This is a genomic window from Micromonospora sp. CB01531 (assembly GCF_001905095.1).
GTDB lineage: Bacteria > Actinomycetota > Actinomycetes > Mycobacteriales > Micromonosporaceae > Micromonospora.
This window is the reverse complement of record NZ_LWLS01000109.1, coordinates 1-19,119: the sequence shown is the minus strand read 5'-3', so window position 1 is coordinate 19,119 and position 19,119 is coordinate 1. Positions and strand designations below refer to the sequence as shown.

Below are 19,119 nucleotides of genomic sequence, written 5' to 3'. Positions count from 1 at the left end.
GTCCGGACCGTGGACTACGGTTTTCCGGTGACCGCACCGCCCCTCGACCCGCCGGCGCCACCCGACGCCGGCGATTCCGTGGCCGCCGCCGAGCTGGCCGCCGAGGTCGACAGCGTGCTGCCCGCCGAACCGGCCACCGTCGAGGCGGCCGCCGCCGGGGAGGGCAGCGGCTTCACCGTCCGGCTGGCCAACTTCACCGGCCCGTTCGACCTGCTGCTCCAGCTGATCAGCAAGCACAAGCTCGACGTCACCGAGGTGGCCCTGCACAAGGTCACCGACGAGTTCATCGCGTACATCCGGGCCATGGGCGACCAGTGGGACCTGGACGAGACCAGCGAGTTCCTGCTGATCGCCGCCACCCTGCTCGACCTGAAGGCGGCCCGGCTGCTGCCCGCCGCCGAGGTGGAGGACGAGGAGGACCTGGCCCTACTGGAGGCCCGGGACCTGCTCTTCGCCCGGCTGCTGCAGTACAAGGCGTACAAGGAGGCGGCGGCGCACCTCGCCGAGCTGGAGGCGGTCGGCGGCCGCCGCTATCCCCGGGCGGTCACCCTGGAACCCCGGTACGCCGACGCGCTGCCGGACCTGGTGCTCGGCATCGGCCCGGAGCGGCTGCTCAAGCTGGCGCTCAAGGCGATGACCCCGAAGCCGGTGCCCGAGGTGTCGATCGCGCACGTGCACATGGTCCGGGTCAGCGTCCGGGAGCACGCGGAGATCATTTCGGCGCGGCTGCGCCGGGCCGGCACGGCCACCTTCTCGTTGCTCTGCGCCGACTGTGAGATCACCCTGGAGGTGGTGGCCCGCTTCCTGGCCCTGCTGGAGCTATACCGGCAGGGGCTGGTCGCCTTCGTCCAGGAGCAGGCCCTGGAGGAGCTGACCGTCCGCTGGACCGGCTCCGCCGACGGCGACACCGAGCTGACCATCGACGAGTACGCCGGCTCCCCGGAGCCGGCCGCCCCGGCGGCGCCCGCGACCGCCGGCGACGACCCGGCAACGACGCAGGAGTGACCCCGATGAGCGAGCGAAGCGGAGTGCCGGCATGAGCGACGAGGAGTCCCGCGACTCCCTGGCCGACCAGGCCGCCGCCTGGGTCCCGCCCTGGGAGCGCCCCGCGCCCGCGAGATCCGCCCCCGCCGAGCCCACCGCCGAGGCAGATCCGGAGTACGCCGCGGCCGAGCCTGCCGCGACCGCAGCGCCGGCGGCGGCCGAGCCCCCCACCCCGGAGCCCAAGCCCACCGCGACCGCAGCGCCAGCGGCGGCCGAGCCCGCCACCCCGGAGCCCGAGCCCGCCGCAGAGCCCACGCCCACCACCGCCGAGCCCGAGCCCGCCGCAGATCTCCGCAGGGACGAATCCCCGGAGTATCCGACCCCTGCCAATATCTCCACGCCGTCCGAGCCGGCCGCCGATCCTGGTGCATCGGTGCCCCTAGAGGGGCCGGGCGGTACCAAGATCTCCGAGGCGCCGACGGAGGCGGCCGGCGGGGAGTTGGCGGGGGAGAGCGGCAGCGCCGGCGTACCGCCGAAGCCGGCGGCGGGGCGGCGGCGGGTGACGGCGGCGCCGGAGCCCGCGCCCGAGCTGAGCGACGCCGAGCTGCGCGGCGCGCTGGAGGCGATCCTGCTGGTGGTGGACCAGCCGGTCAGCGAGCTGACCCTGGCCCAGGTGCTGGAACAGTCCCCGGAGCGGATCGGGCCGATGCTCGACGACATCGCCGCCGGCTACACGGCCGCCGGGCACGGCTTCGAGCTGCGCCGGGCCGCCGGTGGCTGGCGTCTCTACACCCGCCCGGAATACGCCACCTACGTGGAGCGGTTCGTTCTGGACGGGCAGTCCGTGCGGCTCACCCAGGCCGCACTGGAAACCCTGGCGGTGGTCGCCTACAAGCAGCCGGTGACCCGGTCGCGGATCTCCGCCATCCGGGGCGTCAACTGCGACGGGGTGATCCGTACCCTGGTCTCGCGCGGCCTGGTCGAGGAGTGCGGCACCGAACCGGACAGCGGTGCCTTCCTCTACCGGACCACCACCATGTTCCTGGAGAAGCTGGGGTTGAACTCGGTGGACGACCTGCCGCCCCTGGCCCCCTTCCTCCCCGACGACGTAGAAGAGCTTGCCGATGCGACGCGATGACCGTGCCCCCAAGCCCGACGCCCCCGTGTACGAGGGCGCCGAGCGCCTGCAAAAGGTGCTCGCCGCCGCCGGGGTGGGCTCGCGGCGCGCCTGCGAGGACCTGATCTTCCGGCGCCGGGTCACCGTCAACGGCCGGGTCGCGCAGCTCGGCGACAAGGCCGACCCGGCGCACGACGTCATCCACGTCGACGGGGAGCGGCTCCAGGCCGACACCCGGCTGGTCTACCTGGCCATGAACAAGCCCCGCGGGGTGGTTTCCACCATGGCGGACGAAAAGGGACGCGCGGCGCTGTCGGACTTCCTCGGCAACCGGGTGGAACAGCGGGTATACCACGTGGGGCGGCTCGACGCGGACAGCGAAGGACTGCTGCTGCTTACCAACGACGGCACCCTCGCCCACCGGCTCATGCACCCGTCGTACGGGGTGCAGAAGACCTACCTGTGCGAGGTCACCGGTCCGATCCCGCGCAACCTGGGCAAGCGGCTGGCCGCCGGGATCGAGCTGGAGGACGGGCCGGTGAAGGTCGACTCGTTCAAGGTGGTGGACACCCTGGGCAAGACCGCCCAGGTGGAGGTGAGCCTGCACGAAGGGCGCAAGCACATCGTCCGGCGGCTGCTGGCCGAGGTGGGGCACCCGGTGAGCCGGCTGGTGCGGACCGCGATGGGGCCGATCCGGCTGGGTGACCTGCGCGCCGGGCGGACCCGGCGGCTGACCAACGCCGAGGTGGCCGCCCTGTTCAAAGCGGTAGGCGACTGACCCCGGACGTTCCGGGTACCGCTGACGGTAGGCTTCGTCCCGGCCCGCGACGGCTCCAGGTCGTGGCGCGGCGTCAGACGCACCGAGCTGGAATTGTCGGACGACGGCTCCAGGTCGTGGCGCGGTGTCAGACGCGCCGAGCTGGAGTTGTCGTAGCGGGCTGTCGTGGCGCGGATCGCGCCCGGCGGCGCCGTGCGCGGGCCGTCCCGCGACGGCGGGCATCATTGACGATGGACAACCGCTCAACGGCGCCGGAGGAACCGGCGACCGGCGAGATACGGGCTGAGGAGGAACACGGTGGGGCAGAACGAACGGACCGGACGGTGCGTGGTCGCGGTGGATGGGCCATCCGGTTCGGGTAAGTCCACCGTCTCGCGGCGGCTCGCCGTCAGCCTCGGCGCCCGCTACCTCGACACCGGCGCCATGTACCGGGCGGTCACCTGGGCGGTGCTGCGCTCCGGCGTCGACCTGACCGACGTCGAGTCGGTGGCCAAGGTCGCCGGCGAGGTCGACCTGCGCATCGGCACCGACCCCCAGGGGTACGGCGTGATCGCCGACGGTGTGCACGTGGAGAAGGAGATCCGGGGCCCGGAGGTGACCGCCGCGGTGTCCGCGGTGGCCGCCGTGCCGGCCGTCCGCGAGCAGCTCGTCGCCCGGCAGCGGGAGATGATCACCAACTCCGACCGGATCGTGGTCGAGGGCCGCGACATCGGCTCGGTGGTCGCCCCGGACGCCGACCTGAAGGTCTACCTGACCGCCTCGGAGTCGGCCCGCGCCCAGCGACGCAGCGCCGAGGACGCCGCCGACGTCGCGGCGACCGCCGCCGACCTGGCCCGCCGCGACCGGCTCGACTCGACCCGCGAGGTCAACCCGCTGCAGCAGGCCCCCGACGCGGTCGCGCTGGACACCACCGAGCTGGGCATCGACGAGGTCGTCGCCCGGCTGCGGGCGCTGCTCACCGAGCGGGGTGTGGCGTGACCGAGGAACTTGGCGGCTGGGTCGAGTTGCGCGACCCCGAACTCGAGGCCGGCGAACCGTCCGGCCCGCAGCCCGTGGTGGCCGTGGTCGGCCGGCCCAACGTGGGCAAGTCGACGCTGGTCAACCGGATCATCGGCCGCCGCCAGGCGGTCGTCGAGGACATTCCCGGCGTCACCCGCGACCGCGTCCCGTACGACGCGCAGTGGAACGGCCGGGCGTTCACCGTGGTGGACACCGGCGGCTGGGAGCCGGACGCGAAGGACCGGGCCGCCGCGATTGCCGCGCAGGCCGAGGCCGCCGTCGCCACCGCCGACGTGGTGCTCTTCGTGGTGGACGCGACGGTCGGCGCGACCGATGTGGACGAGGCCGCGGTGAAGATGCTGCGGCGCAGCGCCAAGCCGGTGATCCTGGTGGGCAACAAGGCCGACAACACCGCCGTCGAGATGGAGGCGACCGCGCTGTGGTCGCTCGGCCTCGGTGAGCCGTACCCGGTCTCCGCGCTGCACGGCCGCGGCTCCGGCGACCTGCTCGACGCAATCATGGAGGCGCTGCCCGAAGCCCCGAAGGTGGTGGAGCATCGCCCCCGCGGCCCGCGCCGGGTCGCCCTGGTCGGCCGCCCCAACGTCGGCAAGTCCAGCCTGCTCAACCGCTTCTCAGGCGAGGAGCGGGCGGTGGTCGACTCGGTCGCCGGCACCACCGTCGACCCGGTCGACAGCCTGGTGGAGATCGGCGGGGAGACCTGGCAGTTGGTGGACACCGCCGGCCTTCGCAAGCGGGTCGGCAAGGCCAGCGGCACCGAGTACTACGCCAGCCTGCGGACCGCCTCCGCGATCGAGGCGGCCGAGGTGGCGGTGGTGCTGCTCGACGCCAGCGAGGTGATCAGCGAGCAGGACCAGCGGATCCTGTCCATGGTCGTCGAGGCCGGGCGGGCCCTGGTCATCGCGTTCAACAAGTGGGACATGGTCGACGCCGACCGCCGCTACTACCTGGACAAGGAGATCGACCGGGAGCTGCGCCGCATCCCCTGGGCGATCCGGCTCAACCTGTCCGCGAAGACCGGCCGGGCGGTCGACAAACTCGCCCCGGCGCTGCGCAAGGCCCTGGCCAGCTGGGAGACCCGCATCCCCACCGCACAGCTCAACCAGTGGCTCACCGCCCTGGTCCAGGCCACCCCGCACCCGGTGCGCGGCGGTCGCGCGCCGCGCATCCTGTTCGCCACCCAGGCCGGGGTGGCCCCACCGCGGTTCGTGCTCTTCACCACCGGTCCGCTGGACGCCGGCTACCAGCGGTTCGTCGAGCGCAAGCTCCGCGAGGAGTTCGGCTACGAGGGCACCCCGATCGAGATCTCGGTACGCCCGCGCAAGAAGGTCGGACCGGGTGGACGCGGCAAGGCCCACGGCTGAGTCTCCGCCCGTCGAGAAGCCGCCGGGGCCTCCCCGGCGGCTTCTCCTTTCCCGGGACGCGTTAGGGGAGTGGGACCGGGCACCCGCGACGCGGGAGGGGCCTCTGCGCAACCGCGAAGATCCTGCGCTAAGCTGTACCGGCTGCCGCAGGCACGACCAGCGGGAGCATCGGGACGTGGCGCAGTTTGGTAGCGCACTTGACTGGGGGTCAAGGGGTCGTCGGTTCAAATCCGGCCGTCCCGACAGCATGAAGAAAGGCCGCTGACGAGGGCATATGCCCAGGTCAGCGGCCTTTCTCTTGTGCTGAAACAGTCGTGAGTCTGCGATCTAGACCGCGCGTAGCTGGGGACCATCTGGGGACCGGCGGGCCTTCAGGTGAGCGCTCAATGCCGCTCCCGCATCCGTGATCGACTGCCGGTCCGGGTGTAGGTACCGCTGGGTTGTGGTCAGTGACCCGTGGCCGGCGATCTTCCGTAGGACATGCACCGGCACGCCTGCGTCGGCCACCCAGGTGAGCCCGGTGTGCCGTAGGTCGTGCCGGCGCAGGTGTTCGTATCCCAGTTTCGTGACCACCTCGTCCCAGTGCGTCGCGTCGCGCAGCACGGCTGTGCTGATGCGGCCGCCGCGCGGCCCGGTGAACAGCCGTGTCTCGGGCGTGGCCACTGCGTCCAGGCGGTGCGCCACGATCGGCCTTACCTCTTCGATCAGCGGCACCGTGCGTGCCCGCTTGCCCTTGGTGCCCTTGTCGATCAGGCCACCAGGACTGGGTGTGGTCTGCCGGCGTACCGTCCACATCCAGGATTCCCGGTCGATGTCCTCGGCTCGTACGCCGGAGACTTCCCCAGCGCGCCGGCAAGCGTGGTCAGCGATTCCCAGTCAGGCAACGCCAGCGAGCGGGGATCGTCCAATTCGTCTGCGGCTCGCTGGTACTCGCGTTGCCACCCGGTGACCTGCGACGGGTTGCGCTGGATGATGCCGTCGCGTACGGCCTGCTGCATCACGCGGACCAGCACGGCAAGGCTGTTCTTCACCGTAGATCGGCTGCATTCGTCGGCAATCCAGGAATGAACAGCCCGGTCAACCGCGCCGTTGGTAATCATGCGAACGGGAATGTGACCGAGCGTCGGAACTCGCTACTACTACCCGCGTTCGGGGATGCGGATCTGCCGGCGGAGGCGACGGCGATGCTGGAGGCCGCATTGACGAGTTGCGGCGCCGGGTCGCGGGCCGGTGAACTCGCCGAATGGTTGCTGGAGGATCCGGAGGACTGGCCGCACTGGCGTCAGCAAGGCGATGGTGCTCTCGTCTGTGATGATCGGTACAGCCGGCGCAACCCCGAGGCCGCCGACTCCGGCTACGGCGACTGCACCCTGTTCCGGCTCGGCCTGGCCGAACGCGGCCTGCGCTACGCGGTGCAGGTCGACCCCACTGCCACCGCCCACCACGGCGACGCCGTCCCGGTCACCCCGCCCTACACCGGCCGGGGACGCCCGCCCAAGCCCGCCTACCCCGACCCGCCGGCCACGTTCAAGGACCTCGTCCTGGCCGCCGGCCAAGCCAGCGCACGGCAGGTGACCTGGCGACAGGGCAGCCGCCGCACCAAAACCAACCCGACCGCGGCGATGCGCTCACACTTCCTGCGCCTGCGTATCCGACCGGCCAACCGCGACATCCCCCGCAACAGCGACGGCACCCTACCCGACGTGTGGCTGATCGCCGAATGGCCACCCAACGCCGCCGAACCCGTCAAGTACTGGCTGTCCAACCTGGGCGCCCGCACCTCACTGAAAGCCCTGGTCCGGCTGGCGAAGCTCCGCTGGCGGGTCGAACACGACTACCGCGAACTCAAAACCGGTCTCGGCATCGACCACTTCGAAGGCCGCAGCTTCACCGGCTGGCACCGCCACGTCACCCTCACCGTCCTCGCCCAAGCCTTCTGCACCCTGCTACGCCTCGACCCAAAAGCGGATGCGCCGGCCTGACCCTCTACGCCGTGCTCCGTGAGCTGCAACAACTGCTCACCGTCATGGCCGGCGCATGCCACACCTGCAACCGCCCATACAACAACACAACATAACAAAGCACTACTAGGTGCAAGGCCATGTCGATGCCTGCGGACACCCCGGCTGCGGTGATGATTTTGCCGGATTCCACGAACCGGCCTGGGGTGTAGATCGCGCCGAAGGTGGACTCCATGTAGGAGCGTGATGCCCAGTACGTCGTGGCCGGCACCCCGTGCAACAAGCCGGCCGCGCCCAGGATCAACGCACCTGTGCACACCGATGTCGTCCAGGTCGTGCGCTCGTGCAGGCGTCGCACCCAGTCGATTGTTTCGGCATCCTGCATCGCCGCGATGACGCCCCGGTTGCCCGCACCTGGCACCAACAGCACATCCGCGTGCCGCACCTGGTGCAGCGCGCGGTCGGCGACCAACCCCAATACGCCGGTATCCGTGCGCACGGGACCGACCCGTTTCGCCACCGTCACCACCGATGCCTCCGGCACCCGGCACAACACCTCGTATGGGCCGACGGCGTCCAGTGCCGTCAAACCGTCGTAGAGCAGGATCGCAATGTGCGGTCCGCGACCGCTTGGCGTGGCTTCGCCGGGCGCTGCACCGGCCGGCGCCGCCAGGCCTGTCGCGGCCAGCCCTGTGCCGACTCCGCCAGCAACGGCTGCTCGTAGGATCGCGCGCCGTCCACTATCCACACCCATGACCCTCGGCTCCTCCCCAAAACCCGTCCACGGGTAGTCGGGCCAGCATGCGGTCCGGTTCCCGGACAACGGGTGTCGTCGCCACCGGAGAAGCCTTTGGCACCGGCCGGCGAAACAGCGCGGGGGATGGCCTCTGGATCTGGCAGGCTAGGGTCCAGGCCTCGTCCGTCAACCCTTGGGCGCCGATATCGCCAGGCGCGACGGGCGCTGGGCTGTGCCGGTGTCGGGCCGCGACGACACCGGCGACGGAGTCGATGAGGTTGAGGATCCGGCCGCCGTGCACGGTGCCCATCAGGTTGGTGTGGTGTTGGTCCATGATCTGCGACAGGGTCAGGTGGGATGCCGACGGCGGCCGGCCGGCGAGGGTGGTGGTGTCGCGCACTGTGGTTCGTCCTTCTCGGGAAGCGGACCGCCGGCCGTCGGGGGTGCGCACGTCGAGGCCACGCCGACGACTGGCGTGCGGCGTGTCACCCGCCCGACCCAAAACCGGATCCCGCGATGGCCGTCTCCTACACCACCAGCGCGGACGCGACCGGCGATCAACGAGCCTCGCCGACCGCTGCCGTTGGAGTGGGATGCCGCCGAACCGTGAGACCAGCGGTTTCCTGCCGTCGCGTTCGATGCGGCCTTCGAAGCAGGTGCGTGGCCCGTTCGGGGTGTCGGCCCGGCAGCAAAGCAGGCACAGGTCTTGGCACTCATGGAATTGTGACGTGCTGTGATCATCGGTGAGGCCTATCCCTGTCCGTACTTCATGGCTGACCGAACCGCTGTACGGACTGATTTTCAAGCCCTCCGACGCCTGGCAGAACGCTGTCCACCGCCTCGCCCGCTGCCACGAACGTCGCACCGGTGCGGTGCCATGGCGAGGAAAATCATGCGGGTGCGCGGGTGGCCCGGATGAAGCGGGTGCCCCACTCCTGGACGTGCGCGGCGAACTCTGGCGGCCCCAGGACCTCGAACTCGGCGCCCACGTTGCCCAGGGCCTGGGTCGGCCAGTCGAGGGAGGTCGAGGTCATGGTGAGCCGGCAGCTGTCCTGATCGAGCGGTTCGATCGTGCCCCAGCGGCCGACCACCTGCTGCACCAGCGAGGAGGGCGCGTGCACAAGGACCTCGACCGTGTACGGAGCCCGGGCCCCGCTCGCTGCCCGGACGAAGGCCACGGCGTTCTCGGCCGGGAGCAGGCGTGGCCGGAAGCGCGTGCCGGTCGCCGTCGGCTCGGTCAGCCGGTCGAGGCGGAAACTACGCCAGTCGTGTCGGCCCAGGTCGTAGGCCACCAGGTACCAGCGTCCGCCGAGTGCGACGACGCGGTGCGGCTCGACCTCGCGCTCAGTGGGTGCGGAACCCCTGGCCGTGTAGCCGAACCGCAGCCGCTCCTCGTCCCGGCAAGCCTGGGCGACCGCGGTGAGCACTCCCGCCGCGACGACCGGCCCGGACACGACAGCGGAGAGAGTCATCGCCCGCAGGGCGTCCACCCTGGCCCGCAGCCGGGGCGGCAGGACCCGCACCACCTTGGTGAGTGCGCGCAGCGACGCCTCCTCCATCCCCGCGATCCCGCTCTGCGCAGCGTCGCCGACGCCCACCGCGAGGGCCACCGCCTCCTCGTCGTCCAACAGCAGCGGCGGCAGGACGGCGCCGGGCGCGAGCTGGTAGCCGCCGTCGGTGCCCCGGGCCGCGCCGACCGGGTAGCCGAGCTCGCGCAGCCGCTCGACATCACGGCGCAGCGTCCGCTCGGAGACCCCGAGCCGCTCGGCCAGTTCCAGACCCGACCAGTGCCGGTGGGTCTGCAGCAGCGAGAGCAGTCTGAGGGTCCGTGAGCTGGTGTTCGCCATGCCGACATCCTGCCTCGACTTCCGGTCAAAAACTGGCCGGAAGCCTCCCTAGAGTCGATCTCGACGGCCACACCCGAGGTAAGGACGGAAAATGATCACCCGTGAGATCCATCTGACCGCCCAGATCACCGGCACCCCCGCACTCGACCATTTCACCGTCGCCAAGACCGAGGTGGACGGCGAGGTCCTGGTACGCACCGACCAGATCGGGCTCGCCGCGACCTACCTGGAGCTGATGCGGGCCGACTGCACCATCCCGGTCCCGGCCTGGCAGCCGGGGCAGCGGGTAGGGATGGCCGCCCTCGGCACCGTGCTCCGATCCGACAGCCCCGAACTCGAGGTCGGCGACCTGGTCCAGTCGATGACCGGCTGGAGCGAGTACTCGGCCGGCCCGGCCGGCTCGTACCTCAAGCTCAGTCGTGAGCTCTTCGCCGACCCCGGTTACTACCTCGGCCAGGGACCGACCGCCTACTACGGGATGGCCGAGGTAGCGGCCGTCGGCGAAGGCGACGTGGTGTTCGTCTCCGGCGCGGCGGGCGGAGTTGGCTCGCTGGCCGGACAGATCGCCAAGTGCCGTGGCGCCGCGCGGGTGATCGGCAGCGCCGGCAGCCCGGGGAAGGTCGACTACTTGGTGAACGAGCTCGGCTACGACGCCGCCTTCGACTACCACGACGGCGCGACGGCCGACCGGCTGCGGGAGCTCGCGCCCGAGGGCATCTCGGTCTTCTTCGACGTCGTGGGCGGTGAGCAGTACCAGGGCGCGCTGGAGGTGGCCCGGCCCGGAGCGCGCTTCGCGCTCTGCGGCTCACTGTCCAGCCAGCTCGGTGACGCGGCGCAGCGCTTTCCGCAGCCCGATCGCGCGGCGGCCGAGGTCAGGGGCGTCGAGCTGCTGCCGTTCTCCTGCTACCACACACCCGATCAGATCGCGGCCTGGCGCGAGCACTTCAGCAGGTGGCTCGGCGAGGGCCGCTTCGTTTACCCGCAGACAGTGGTCCAGGGCGGGATCGAGGACGTGCCGCAGGCGTTCCTCTCCCTGCTGCAGGGTTCCTACCGGGGCAATGTGGCGGTGCGGCTGTCGTGACCACACTCTCCCTCCGGGCCCTGAACCGGGCGCTGATGGACCGCCAGTTCCTGTTGCGGCGCACCGATCGCACCCCGCTGGAGGTGATCGGGCGACTGGTTGCGGTGCAGGCACAGGAGCCCAACTGGGCCTATGTCGGGCTGTGGAGCAGAATCCAGGCCTTCATGCAGTCCAAGCTCACCGCCCTGCTGGAGGACCGGCAGGTGGTTCGCTCCGCTCTGCTCCGCAGTACCCAGCACCTCGCCGCGGCCGACGACTTCCGTCGGCTGCGGCCGCTGCTGCAGCCCGTGCTCGACCGCACGGCCGGCTCGCCCCACTTCACCCGGAACAGCGCAGGCCTGGACGCGGCGTCCTTGGTGACCGAAGGACTCGGCCTGCTCGCGGGAGGGACGCTGTCGCGCAAGGAGTTGGCCCGGCGGCTGGCCGAACGCCATCCGGGACGCGACGGCCGGATTCTGGCCGGGCAGGTGGAATTGCGCACGCCCCTCGTCCACGGCGCGGCCACCGGCGCATGGGGCTCCTGGGGCAACCGGTCGGCGGTCTTGGTCACGCCCGCTGAGGTCTGGCTGGGACAGCCGATGGCGACGGCAGCGACGGCGACTGCCGCCAAGGATTTGGCCAAGGAGCTGATCCGTCGTTATCTGGCCGCCTTCGGCCCAGCCGGGGTAGAGGACGTCCAGGCCTGGTGCGGGCTGACCCGCCTGCGCGAGGTCGTCGCGGAGATGCGCGCCGAACTGCGCCGCTACTCCGGCCCCGACGGCAGGGATTTGATCGATCTGGCCGACGCTGAGCTGCCCGACCCCGAGACGCTCGCTCCAGTGCGGCTGCTGCCCGCCTTCGACAACGCCCTGCTCGGGCACGCAGACCGGACCCGGATCATCAGCGGCGAGGACCGGAAGTGGGTGATGCCCGGCCAGGCACGGGTACGGCCAACCTTCCTGGTGGACGGCTGGGTGCAGGGAACGTGGTCCCTCGACGCCGGAACGCTGCGGCTCACCCCGTTCCGACCGCTCTGCGCAGCCGATCGGGCGGCCCTGGAACAGGAAGCCAACCTGCTGCTGCAATTCGTGGGAGGGAGGATGGTGTCCTACAGCGATCCTGTCGCGGCCGAGTCGTCTTGATGACGGGCCGAACAAGCGGATCTGTCTGCTGACGACGTCGATCTAGAGGATGTGTCAGCGGCACAGCTCCGTGCCTTCGTTGCGAAGGCCGTCGAGTCGACGATACACCTCGGCCGCGGCCTCCCTGCCGGGCCGGGATCTGCGAGCATTGGTGGTGATCATCTGGAGTTCGCGAAGCTGGCACAGTTGAGCGGGAAGACGATCGATGAGCAGGCCCGCGCTCAGATCCTCAAGCCGGTCCAACAACCGGTCGCGGTCTCGGGCGCCAAGCATCGCGGCGCTCTGGCAGGAGTGGTTGAGTGACACAGCCGCGGTTCCGTTACCACCCCGATCCGTGTCTAACTGAGTGACTATGCCTCAGCGCCGAAGATCCGATCCATGGCCACCGCACCGGACAGGAGCACCGGCCGCAGTTGGTGCCGGTAGACGCTCTCGGTGACGGTCGTGCCGGAGTGGCCGCAGAGATCGGCAATCTGCTCGATGCTCATGCCGCTGTCGGACAGCAGGGACACGAAGCTGTGCCGAAGCTCGCGGGGAGTCCAGTCGCGCGGGTCAAGGTCCGCTTTGGCGACGACCGGGCGGAAGGCCCGAAGCATGTTGTGCCGGTCGAGGGCCGTGCCGGCAGTGGAGGGGAAGACGAGGCGGTCGGCGGCAGGCCGGCCCTGGCGCTCGCGGTGGGTGGTGAGCGCGGTGACGCACCGGGCCGGCAGGGCCAGGGTGCGACGCGACTTCTTGGTCTTGGTGTCCCCGTCGGCGCGGACCGAGCGCCAGACCTGGATGGACGGTAGCACGAGTGGGTCGCTGTCCGGCTTCCGGGTGAGGTCGACGTGTGCCCAGGTAAGGGCGCGCAGTTCTTCGGTGCGCGCGCCGGTCGGCAGTGAGGCCACGATGTAGGCGACCAGGACCGGGTGGCGGGGCTTCGCGCGGGCGCCGACGACTACGTGGTGAAGCCGTTCTCCGTGGCGGAACTGCAGGCCCGGATCGAGGCGGTGCTGCGCCGGACCGCCCCCGCCGCGGGTCGAGGCGGCGCTGCAGGTCGGCGACCTGCGGGTCGACCTCAACGCCCGGCAGGTCTGGCTCCCCGGCCGGGAGGTGAACCTGACCCGCAAGGAGTTCGACCTGCTGATGGCGTTGGCCCGGCAGGCGGACACGGTCGCGTCTCGCGAACGGTTGCTGATGGACGTATGGCCAGACAACCCGGAAGGCCGGACACACCCTCGACGTCCACGTCGCGGCCCTGCGCGGCAAGCTCGACGACGCCGGCCTGGTGGAGACCGCACGCGGGGTGGGCTACCGGGTGCCGCCGAGCTGGCGGCACCAGCCGATTCTCAGATTATCCTCAAGAAATCCCGCCCCGTCGGCCGCTGGCGGCACGGCTGGCGTGTGCTGTCGCCACCGTGTCATCCCCCTGTTCTGGAGCTTCTATGAGAGACCGACGGACGACCATGTTCTCCGTCCTGCTCGCCGCGACCCTCACCGCGACCGTTGCGCCCGCGCCCAACGCGTCCGCGAGCACCGTCGGCGAGGAGCGCTTCCAGCCGAGTGTCACCTACGATCTGTCGGTGACCGACGCCGAGCGCGACGCGATCCACGCGGAAGTCGAGGCGTTGGCCGGACGCGTCCAGAGCGCGCGGGCGGGGGACGGCACCTACGACCCGCTCAGTCTGGTCGGGGCAATGCTGGACGGGTCGAGCTACGACTCCATCTCCCGAGGCGGCACGGCCGCGACGGCGTACCCCTTCCCGGTCAGCAACACCGAAGCCAACCAGAACGAGTACGACCGCAAGGTCGCCAAGCTCGCCTGGGTGGTCAAGCTGGCCACCGACCTGGGTTTCCCGGTGGTCGTCCAACGCCAACCCGACAAGTACGTCTACGCAGAGATCGGTGACCCGGACGCCCCGGAGATGGTCATGGCGTTGAGCCACCTCGACTCGCCGACGGCTTCCGTTTCGTCAGCCCAGCTGGCGCGCTGGCGCGACGCCGATGGCAATCTCGGCACTCCTGGTGCGTACCACTCGCCCTATGTCCAGGACGGCTGGGTCTATGGGGCGGGCATTCAGGACGACAGCGGCCCGACGCTGGCGACGCTGCTCGCGGCCAAGGCGCTGCTCGAGGCGGGGCTGCCCCTCGACCGACGCATCCGCATCGTCATGGGAATCTACGAAGACGGCGGTCCCGGCACGCCCTCGACGACGAACACCGCCACCTTCCAGTCCATCCCGTACAACTCGAACCCGAGCTTCTACGACAACTGGGCCTACAAGAACCTCAACCGGGAAGAGATCCCGATCGCGGCCTACACCTCCGACTCGCGGTTCCCGGTCATCGTCGGCAACTCCGGATCGGTGACCCCGCCGGTGTCGATGAGCTTGGCCGCAGACAGCACCAAGGCCTTCCGGCTAACGAATGCCACAGCTGGCGTCACCCTGCGTGAAGGCGACCCGACGCTCAAGGACATCGCCTACGGCAGCACCACGCAGATCGCCTCGCGGGCCATTTTCACCCTCGACGTGGCGGGGGCCGGCTCCGTCGAGCGCGACCGATTCGTAGCGGCGATCACCGCTGCCGCGACCACGAAGGGTTGGCTCCCGGCTGCTCCCCGTACCACGCCCAAGGTGCAGACCACGATCACCGGCGATTCGCTCACGCTGGAGATCAACACCGATGTGGCGATGGAGATGCCGACCCCGCAGTACGGCAAGAATGCCGTCGTGTGGGGAATGTTCCTCCTCTCCAAGGGACTCGGCGCATTGGGAACCACGGCCGCCGACATGCAGTTGAAGAAAGCCGCCGACGGCATCGCCGACCTGTTCTTCCGCGACGGTGTCGAAGGCGAAGCCTATATCGGTAAGTACATGGGCATCCCGGCGAACCTGTTGCGCAACCCGAGCAACGGCACCCCGAACCTGACCTTTGCCCTCATGGGAGGCATCAATTCGGAGACCCCGACGAGCTTTTACACGGACGCCTCCGGCATCCTCAGCATGCCGATGTATGTGCGCAGCATGCACGTCACCGCGGCTGACTCCGGCCAGGCAACGACGGCGGTCACGGCCGCCTTCCAGGCGAAGGGGTTCACCATCGGCAACCTTGGCTCGCCCGTCGGCGCCGGGTTGTACGTCACTCACGACAACCCGCTGACGGCACTTCAGTTCGGGAGCTACCAAGCCTCGATCGACCGCAACCCGAAGGAGTTTGCGGATCCATACTCCCTCCGGGACGTGGTCTATCCGCAGGGCACGACCGGTGGCACCCTGGCCAGCAGCTTCCGCAACAAGATGACCGCCTTCGGCGCCGTCATCCCGGGTAACGAGCGCTGGTGGCACACGGCCAACGAGCGGATGAAGGTCGACTCGGCAGTGCAGATGACCAAGATCATGGCCGATGGCATGCTGGAGATGGCCCGGTACTCCGGGCCCGCCGGTGCCAAGTTCATGTGGGCAAGCATCCCGGGGCTGAACGCCGACCGGGCGGACCTCGACCTGCTCGACGTCACGATCGGAACCTACAAGGACGCGTCGGCCGCTGTCGGCACGAGCCAGTTGGGCACCCAGGCCCTGCTCGGCGCCACCTCGTTCAACATCCCGATGTGGAACGGGCGCGGCAACTCGACCCCGACGGCGTCGGCTTTCGAACTGGGGCACGCCCCGGGAGGGGTCTACTTGCCCCTGACCGACACCGAGTACCTGAACAGCACGTACGTGGCGCCGATGCGTCTGGAGTTTAAGGTGGAGCGCGCCGACTACATGTCGGACGCGGCTTGGGCGAAGTTCGTCGCCGGCGGCTACGGCGACTTCCAGTTCAACATTCTCGTCGGCGACAAGGTTGTGCCGCTGGCCGTTCCTGCCGGGCAGAGTGCGGACAAGTACTTCTCCTCGCGCATCTCGGCCAACAACCCCAACGCCATCTACCTGTCGGTCAACCTCGCGGTCACCGATGCCCCGTACACCGGGGTGCAGGCCGTCCTCGCGGATTCCAAGACGGACCTGTACACGGTCAATCCGACGTACTTGGCCTCAAACCCGGATCCGTTCCCCGGGCGCGGGGCCATCGAACAGCGGGGTTTCTTCGTGTTCGGTGATGGGCAGAAGAACGCGGAGTTCTCTTCGCCCGACGCGGTCTACGTGACAGTCGCCAACGCGGTCATCGATGCGAAGCCGTCGGCAGTGGTGAAGAAGCTGACGGGCAACACGAACGAGTTGACCATCACGGTGAAGCAGACCCATGTCGACGGCAGCGAGTCTCCGGTGACGGCCACGTTCACCATCGACAACAACGCTGCTGGCACCTACACCGTCGGCGATTACAAGGTATACGTCGACACCAAGGGCAACACCCAGGTGCGGTCGATCTCCATCGTGTGACGCGTGTGAACCGGGAGTTCAGCGCGCGCACGAGAGGGCATGCGCGGTGGCAGGATGCCTCGACTCGGGGTCAGCGGCCGCCGGGGTGCGAGGCACATTGACAACGGAGTGGAGCCATTACCGTCGGTAGTGGCTCCACTCCGTTGTGCGCCATTGGGCGTGGCTGTTCCTGTGGGTTGCTAAGCACTTTGCACATGCCGCAGGCAGACCGTTCCGGAGGACACCGCCGAGGCCACGGATCTGATGGCCTGGCGTGGGAGCCATGCGCGGGAGCCACCGGAGCGAGCGGACCCGGACGAGCCCGGACCGATCCAACTACAGAGCGCGCGGCGGCCAGGGCGACGCGGAGGTTGCCGAACGGCTGCGGAGTGGTCTTGGGAACCCACGGATCAGATGGCGATGGTGGGCCAGCCACGTGCCAGTAGCCAGTGTCCCGGACGGGCACGAGTGCATGAGTGCTGCGGTCGCCGAGCGAGTCAGAGTCCGGGGACCAGGTGGGGGCCATACGTCGTGCGCGATGGTGGCCGGTATGCCGCCGACCGCACGGCCTGATCTTGGGGATAGCGCGCGTGACGTGCGTCGACGTGAGGCGAATCGTCGTGGGGGTCAAGGGGTCTTGACAACTAATGACAAGCGCCGAAGGTCGATGCTCGACAAGAGGTTGTCGTGGGTTCAAGTCCCCTCGTGCTGGTGCTTTCCGCGGTCAGACACCGGCGAGGGTGAGCAGCCGGTCCATCTCGGCCACGGGCAGTGTCGCCGCCGCAGCTGCTGCGTGCGCCACCCATTCGCTCGGATCCGCGAGCAGGGCGCGACGTGCGTGGACCGGAAGGTTCGGATGGCCGGCGGCTGCGTGGCGAACTGTGCTGTCGGGGTCGGTGGCCAGACGTTCGGCCATCTCGACGGGCAGGTCGGGGTCCCGGGGCGCCAGGCATCGCATCCGCGGATCCGGATCGGTGGCCAACCGGCGCAGGGCCTGCGGCGGGAACGTGAATAGGTCGGCCGGACGCCAGCGCGTTTTCTTATCCGGCCGGAACTCACGGTCGATGCGCTCGGCCGTAGTCAGGTCGACCAGGTGCGGGGCGTGCTTGGCCATGGTTGTACGTACGCCACTGTCGTTGTCGTTGAGCAACCGGATGACCGCATCGGCCGGCAGCGTCCGGCTCCGTGCCGCGGAGCGCCGGAAGCAGATGTAGGGCGAGGACACGTACGGCAACGGGTCGGCGGTGACCCAGTCCAGCCGCAGGTAGCGCAGCTCGGCAACGGCCATGCGGTCCTCGAACTGCTGCAGCAGCGCATCGTCGTCGAGTTCATCATTAAGCAGGTCGGTCAGCGGACGTTCGCCCTGCTGGATCTCCCTGTAGATCCGGTGGCGTACCGGCTTGGGTGTGTCCCGGCGGATGAAGACGCCCATGCGCACGTTCGCGCTGGGATCCTCGGCGAGCAGGTCCCGTACGGGTGGGGGAAGCTGCGGGTGTTCGGCGACCTGGCGGCGAACCTGGTGGTCGGGGTCACCGGCCAGCCGTGCGGCCAGTTTCGGGGTCAGGACTGCGTGGCGTACGGCTCCGGCGCGGGAGACCGGGTCGGCGAGCAGTCCCGCCATGAGGTCGGGCGGCGGCACCGGATGCGGCAGCCGCGCGTAGTAGGTCGAGCAGGCAGCCGCACGGACCTCGTCGACGGGGTCGGTGAGCAGGATCCGCCGGACCGCTTCGGGGGACTGCGTCCACCACCGCGCCAGCGTGGCCCGGACCTTCGGGTCAGGGTCCCTGGCGAGACGGGCGAGCAGATCGGCCGGTACGTCGTCGCGTTCGGCGAGGTGTTCCCGTACCCGCGTGTCGGGATCGTCGACGAGGCGCTCGTACAACTCGCGGGGCGCGTCACAGGCGCCCACAACCAGGGCAGCCCGGATGCCGGGATCGGTGTGGGCGGCCAGCGGCATCCGGACGGCGTGCGACAACTGGCGGTTGAGCGCGAGCGAGTGCAGCAGCCAGTGGTGGCCCGAGGCGAGGATTTCCTCAATCATGTCCGGGGTCAGGTCGGCGCGCGTGGCGACGTGGCCGAAACCGCACCGGTAGCGCACCAGCCGGCGGACCAGCCCGGACGGCAGCGCCGGGTTCTCGGCGAGACCGTCCAGTACCTTCGTCAGGTGGACCGGCGTCGGTGCGTCATCACCCATCCGCCACCTCCTCGCATCCGTGGCGCCGTCACGAGTCTGGCATGTTCGGCACCGGCGGGACTGCCCCGGGTTGATTGACTCCGCCGCCACCAAGCCAGTCGAGTCTGCGGACGAACGCGAGTTTGTAGACCTGGGAGGACTGTCCGACATCGCCCCCGGGCATCGACAGAGTGATGGTCGCCGGGCTCGGGATCGAGGACTGCGGTGACGCGGTCGCCGCCGGCGTGAAGCCGTGCAGGCGCAAGGCGTGCGCCGCGAAGCGGATCGGGTAACCGCCGGGTGTGGTGCCACCCGTTGTGGGGGAATCTGGCGGCGCCCGGCACCGGGCCGCGTCCCGGACCAAGGTTTGGACGGAAGGCCGGGGTCGTTGCCCTCGGCGGTTCACTGTCTGGGGCGGCCCGGTGCAGAAGTCCATCGGACCGCGATCCTCCGCGCGGTGAAGCGTATCGGCGACCGCTGACACCCGGGTGCCGGTTATGGCGGATCATGCCGTTCTGCGTCACCGTCGACTTCGGCTCGCTCGAGGACGACGCCGTGAGGGTGTGCGACCGCGACTCGATGGGGTAGGAGCGTACG

At 69.8% G+C, this 19,119-nt stretch carries 14 protein-coding genes, 1 tRNA gene and 3 pseudogenes; 11 read left to right on the top strand and 7 right to left on the bottom strand.

The features are described 5' to 3' along the window. The first annotated feature begins 27 nt into the window (after positions 1-27). The 6 genes from A6A27_RS33520 to A6A27_RS33495 all read left to right on the top strand — a co-directional run bounded on the left by A6A27_RS33520 (position 28) and on the right by A6A27_RS33495 (position 5,503). Positions 28-1,005 (top strand): segregation and condensation protein A, encoded by a 978-nt coding sequence (locus tag A6A27_RS33520; RefSeq protein WP_073838685.1) that lies wholly within the window; start codon positions 28-30, stop codon positions 1,003-1,005. Positions 1,006-1,036: 31 nt separating this feature from the next. Beyond that, entirely contained in the window at positions 1,037-2,122 is a 1,086-nt protein-coding gene (scpB, locus tag A6A27_RS33515; protein WP_073838670.1) for an SMC-Scp complex subunit ScpB, read from the top strand. After that, on the top strand, positions 2,109-2,879 hold the full coding sequence (locus A6A27_RS33510) for a pseudouridine synthase (RefSeq protein ID WP_073838669.1): 771 nt from the start codon (positions 2,109-2,111) through the stop codon (positions 2,877-2,879). Before scpB ends, A6A27_RS33510 begins: the two co-directional genes overlap by 14 nt. A gap of 297 nt (positions 2,880-3,176) precedes the next feature. Beyond that, positions 3,177-3,857 (top strand): (d)CMP kinase, encoded by a 681-nt coding sequence (gene cmk, locus A6A27_RS33505; RefSeq protein WP_073838668.1) that lies wholly within the window; start codon positions 3,177-3,179, stop codon positions 3,855-3,857. Continuing rightward, the gene (gene der / locus A6A27_RS33500) at positions 3,854-5,260 is read left to right on the top strand and encodes a ribosome biogenesis GTPase Der (protein WP_073838667.1); all 1,407 of its coding nucleotides are present in this window, start codon (positions 3,854-3,856) and stop codon (positions 5,258-5,260) included. Before cmk ends, der begins: the two co-directional genes overlap by 4 nt. Before the next feature lie 169 nt (positions 5,261-5,429). Further along, positions 5,430-5,503 (top strand) — tRNA-Pro (locus A6A27_RS33495). An 84-nt stretch (positions 5,504-5,587) separates the two neighbouring features. Here the strand turns inward: A6A27_RS33495 and A6A27_RS47230 are convergent. Beyond that, positions 5,588-6,390 (bottom strand): annotated as a pseudogene (locus A6A27_RS47230) (tyrosine-type recombinase/integrase); the annotation flags it as partial. On the opposite strand from A6A27_RS47230, the gene A6A27_RS33485 reads away from it, so the two are divergent. After that, a complete protein-coding gene (locus A6A27_RS33485) occupies positions 6,325-7,242 on the top strand; it encodes an IS701 family transposase (RefSeq protein WP_083673084.1) in 918 nt (305 codons plus the stop codon). The pseudogene A6A27_RS47230 and the gene A6A27_RS33485 overlap by 66 nt on opposite strands. A 4-nt stretch (positions 7,243-7,246) precedes the next feature. Here A6A27_RS33485 and A6A27_RS33475 read toward each other — a convergent pair whose 3' ends face one another. The 3 genes from A6A27_RS33475 to A6A27_RS33465 all read right to left on the bottom strand — a co-directional run bounded on the left by A6A27_RS33475 (position 7,247) and on the right by A6A27_RS33465 (position 9,804). Continuing rightward, positions 7,247-7,975: a DJ-1/PfpI family protein gene (locus A6A27_RS33475; protein ID WP_073838665.1), complete on the bottom strand. Its 729-nt coding sequence runs from the start codon at positions 7,973-7,975 to the stop codon at positions 7,247-7,249. Further along, positions 7,962-8,357, bottom strand: a complete 396-nt coding sequence (locus tag A6A27_RS46445; protein ID WP_241825579.1) for a hotdog domain-containing protein — start codon at positions 8,355-8,357, stop codon at positions 7,962-7,964. Before A6A27_RS46445 ends, A6A27_RS33475 begins: the two co-directional genes overlap by 14 nt. Before the next feature lie 490 nt (positions 8,358-8,847). Further along, positions 8,848-9,804: a helix-turn-helix transcriptional regulator gene (locus A6A27_RS33465; RefSeq protein ID WP_073838664.1), complete on the bottom strand. Its 957-nt coding sequence runs from the start codon at positions 9,802-9,804 to the stop codon at positions 8,848-8,850. Between the two features lie 91 nt (positions 9,805-9,895). Here A6A27_RS33465 and A6A27_RS33460 point away from each other — a divergent pair, with 91 nt between their 5' ends. Further along, positions 9,896-10,885: an MDR family NADP-dependent oxidoreductase gene (locus A6A27_RS33460; RefSeq protein ID WP_073838663.1), complete on the top strand. Its 990-nt coding sequence runs from the start codon at positions 9,896-9,898 to the stop codon at positions 10,883-10,885. Between the two features lie 35 nt (positions 10,886-10,920). Then, positions 10,921-12,006: a winged helix DNA-binding domain-containing protein gene (locus tag A6A27_RS33455; RefSeq protein WP_241825578.1), complete on the top strand. Its 1,086-nt coding sequence runs from the start codon at positions 10,921-10,923 to the stop codon at positions 12,004-12,006. Between the two features lie 54 nt (positions 12,007-12,060). On the opposite strand, the gene A6A27_RS33450 is transcribed toward A6A27_RS33455, so the two are convergent. Next, complete coding sequence (locus tag A6A27_RS33450) at positions 12,061-12,312, bottom strand: hypothetical protein (protein ID WP_073838661.1); 252 nt, start codon at positions 12,310-12,312, stop codon at positions 12,061-12,063. Positions 12,313-12,356: 44 nt separating this feature from the next. After that, positions 12,357-12,908, bottom strand: a pseudogene (locus tag A6A27_RS33445) (site-specific integrase); the annotation flags it as partial. 223 nt (positions 12,909-13,131) lie between these two features. On the opposite strand from A6A27_RS33445, the pseudogene A6A27_RS47810 reads away from it, so the two are divergent. Continuing rightward, a pseudogene (locus A6A27_RS47810) lies at positions 13,132-13,243 on the top strand (winged helix-turn-helix domain-containing protein); the annotation flags it as partial. Between the two features lie 208 nt (positions 13,244-13,451). Next, positions 13,452-16,370, top strand: coding sequence for a M20/M25/M40 family metallo-hydrolase (locus A6A27_RS33435; protein ID WP_073838659.1), 2,919 nt, complete (start codon positions 13,452-13,454; stop codon positions 16,368-16,370). A 703-nt stretch (positions 16,371-17,073) separates the two neighbouring features. Here A6A27_RS33435 and A6A27_RS33430 read toward each other — a convergent pair. Next, entirely contained in the window at positions 17,074-18,543 is a 1,470-nt protein-coding gene (locus A6A27_RS33430) for a HEAT repeat domain-containing protein (protein WP_073838658.1), read from the bottom strand. Positions 18,544-19,119: the final 576 nt, after the last annotated feature.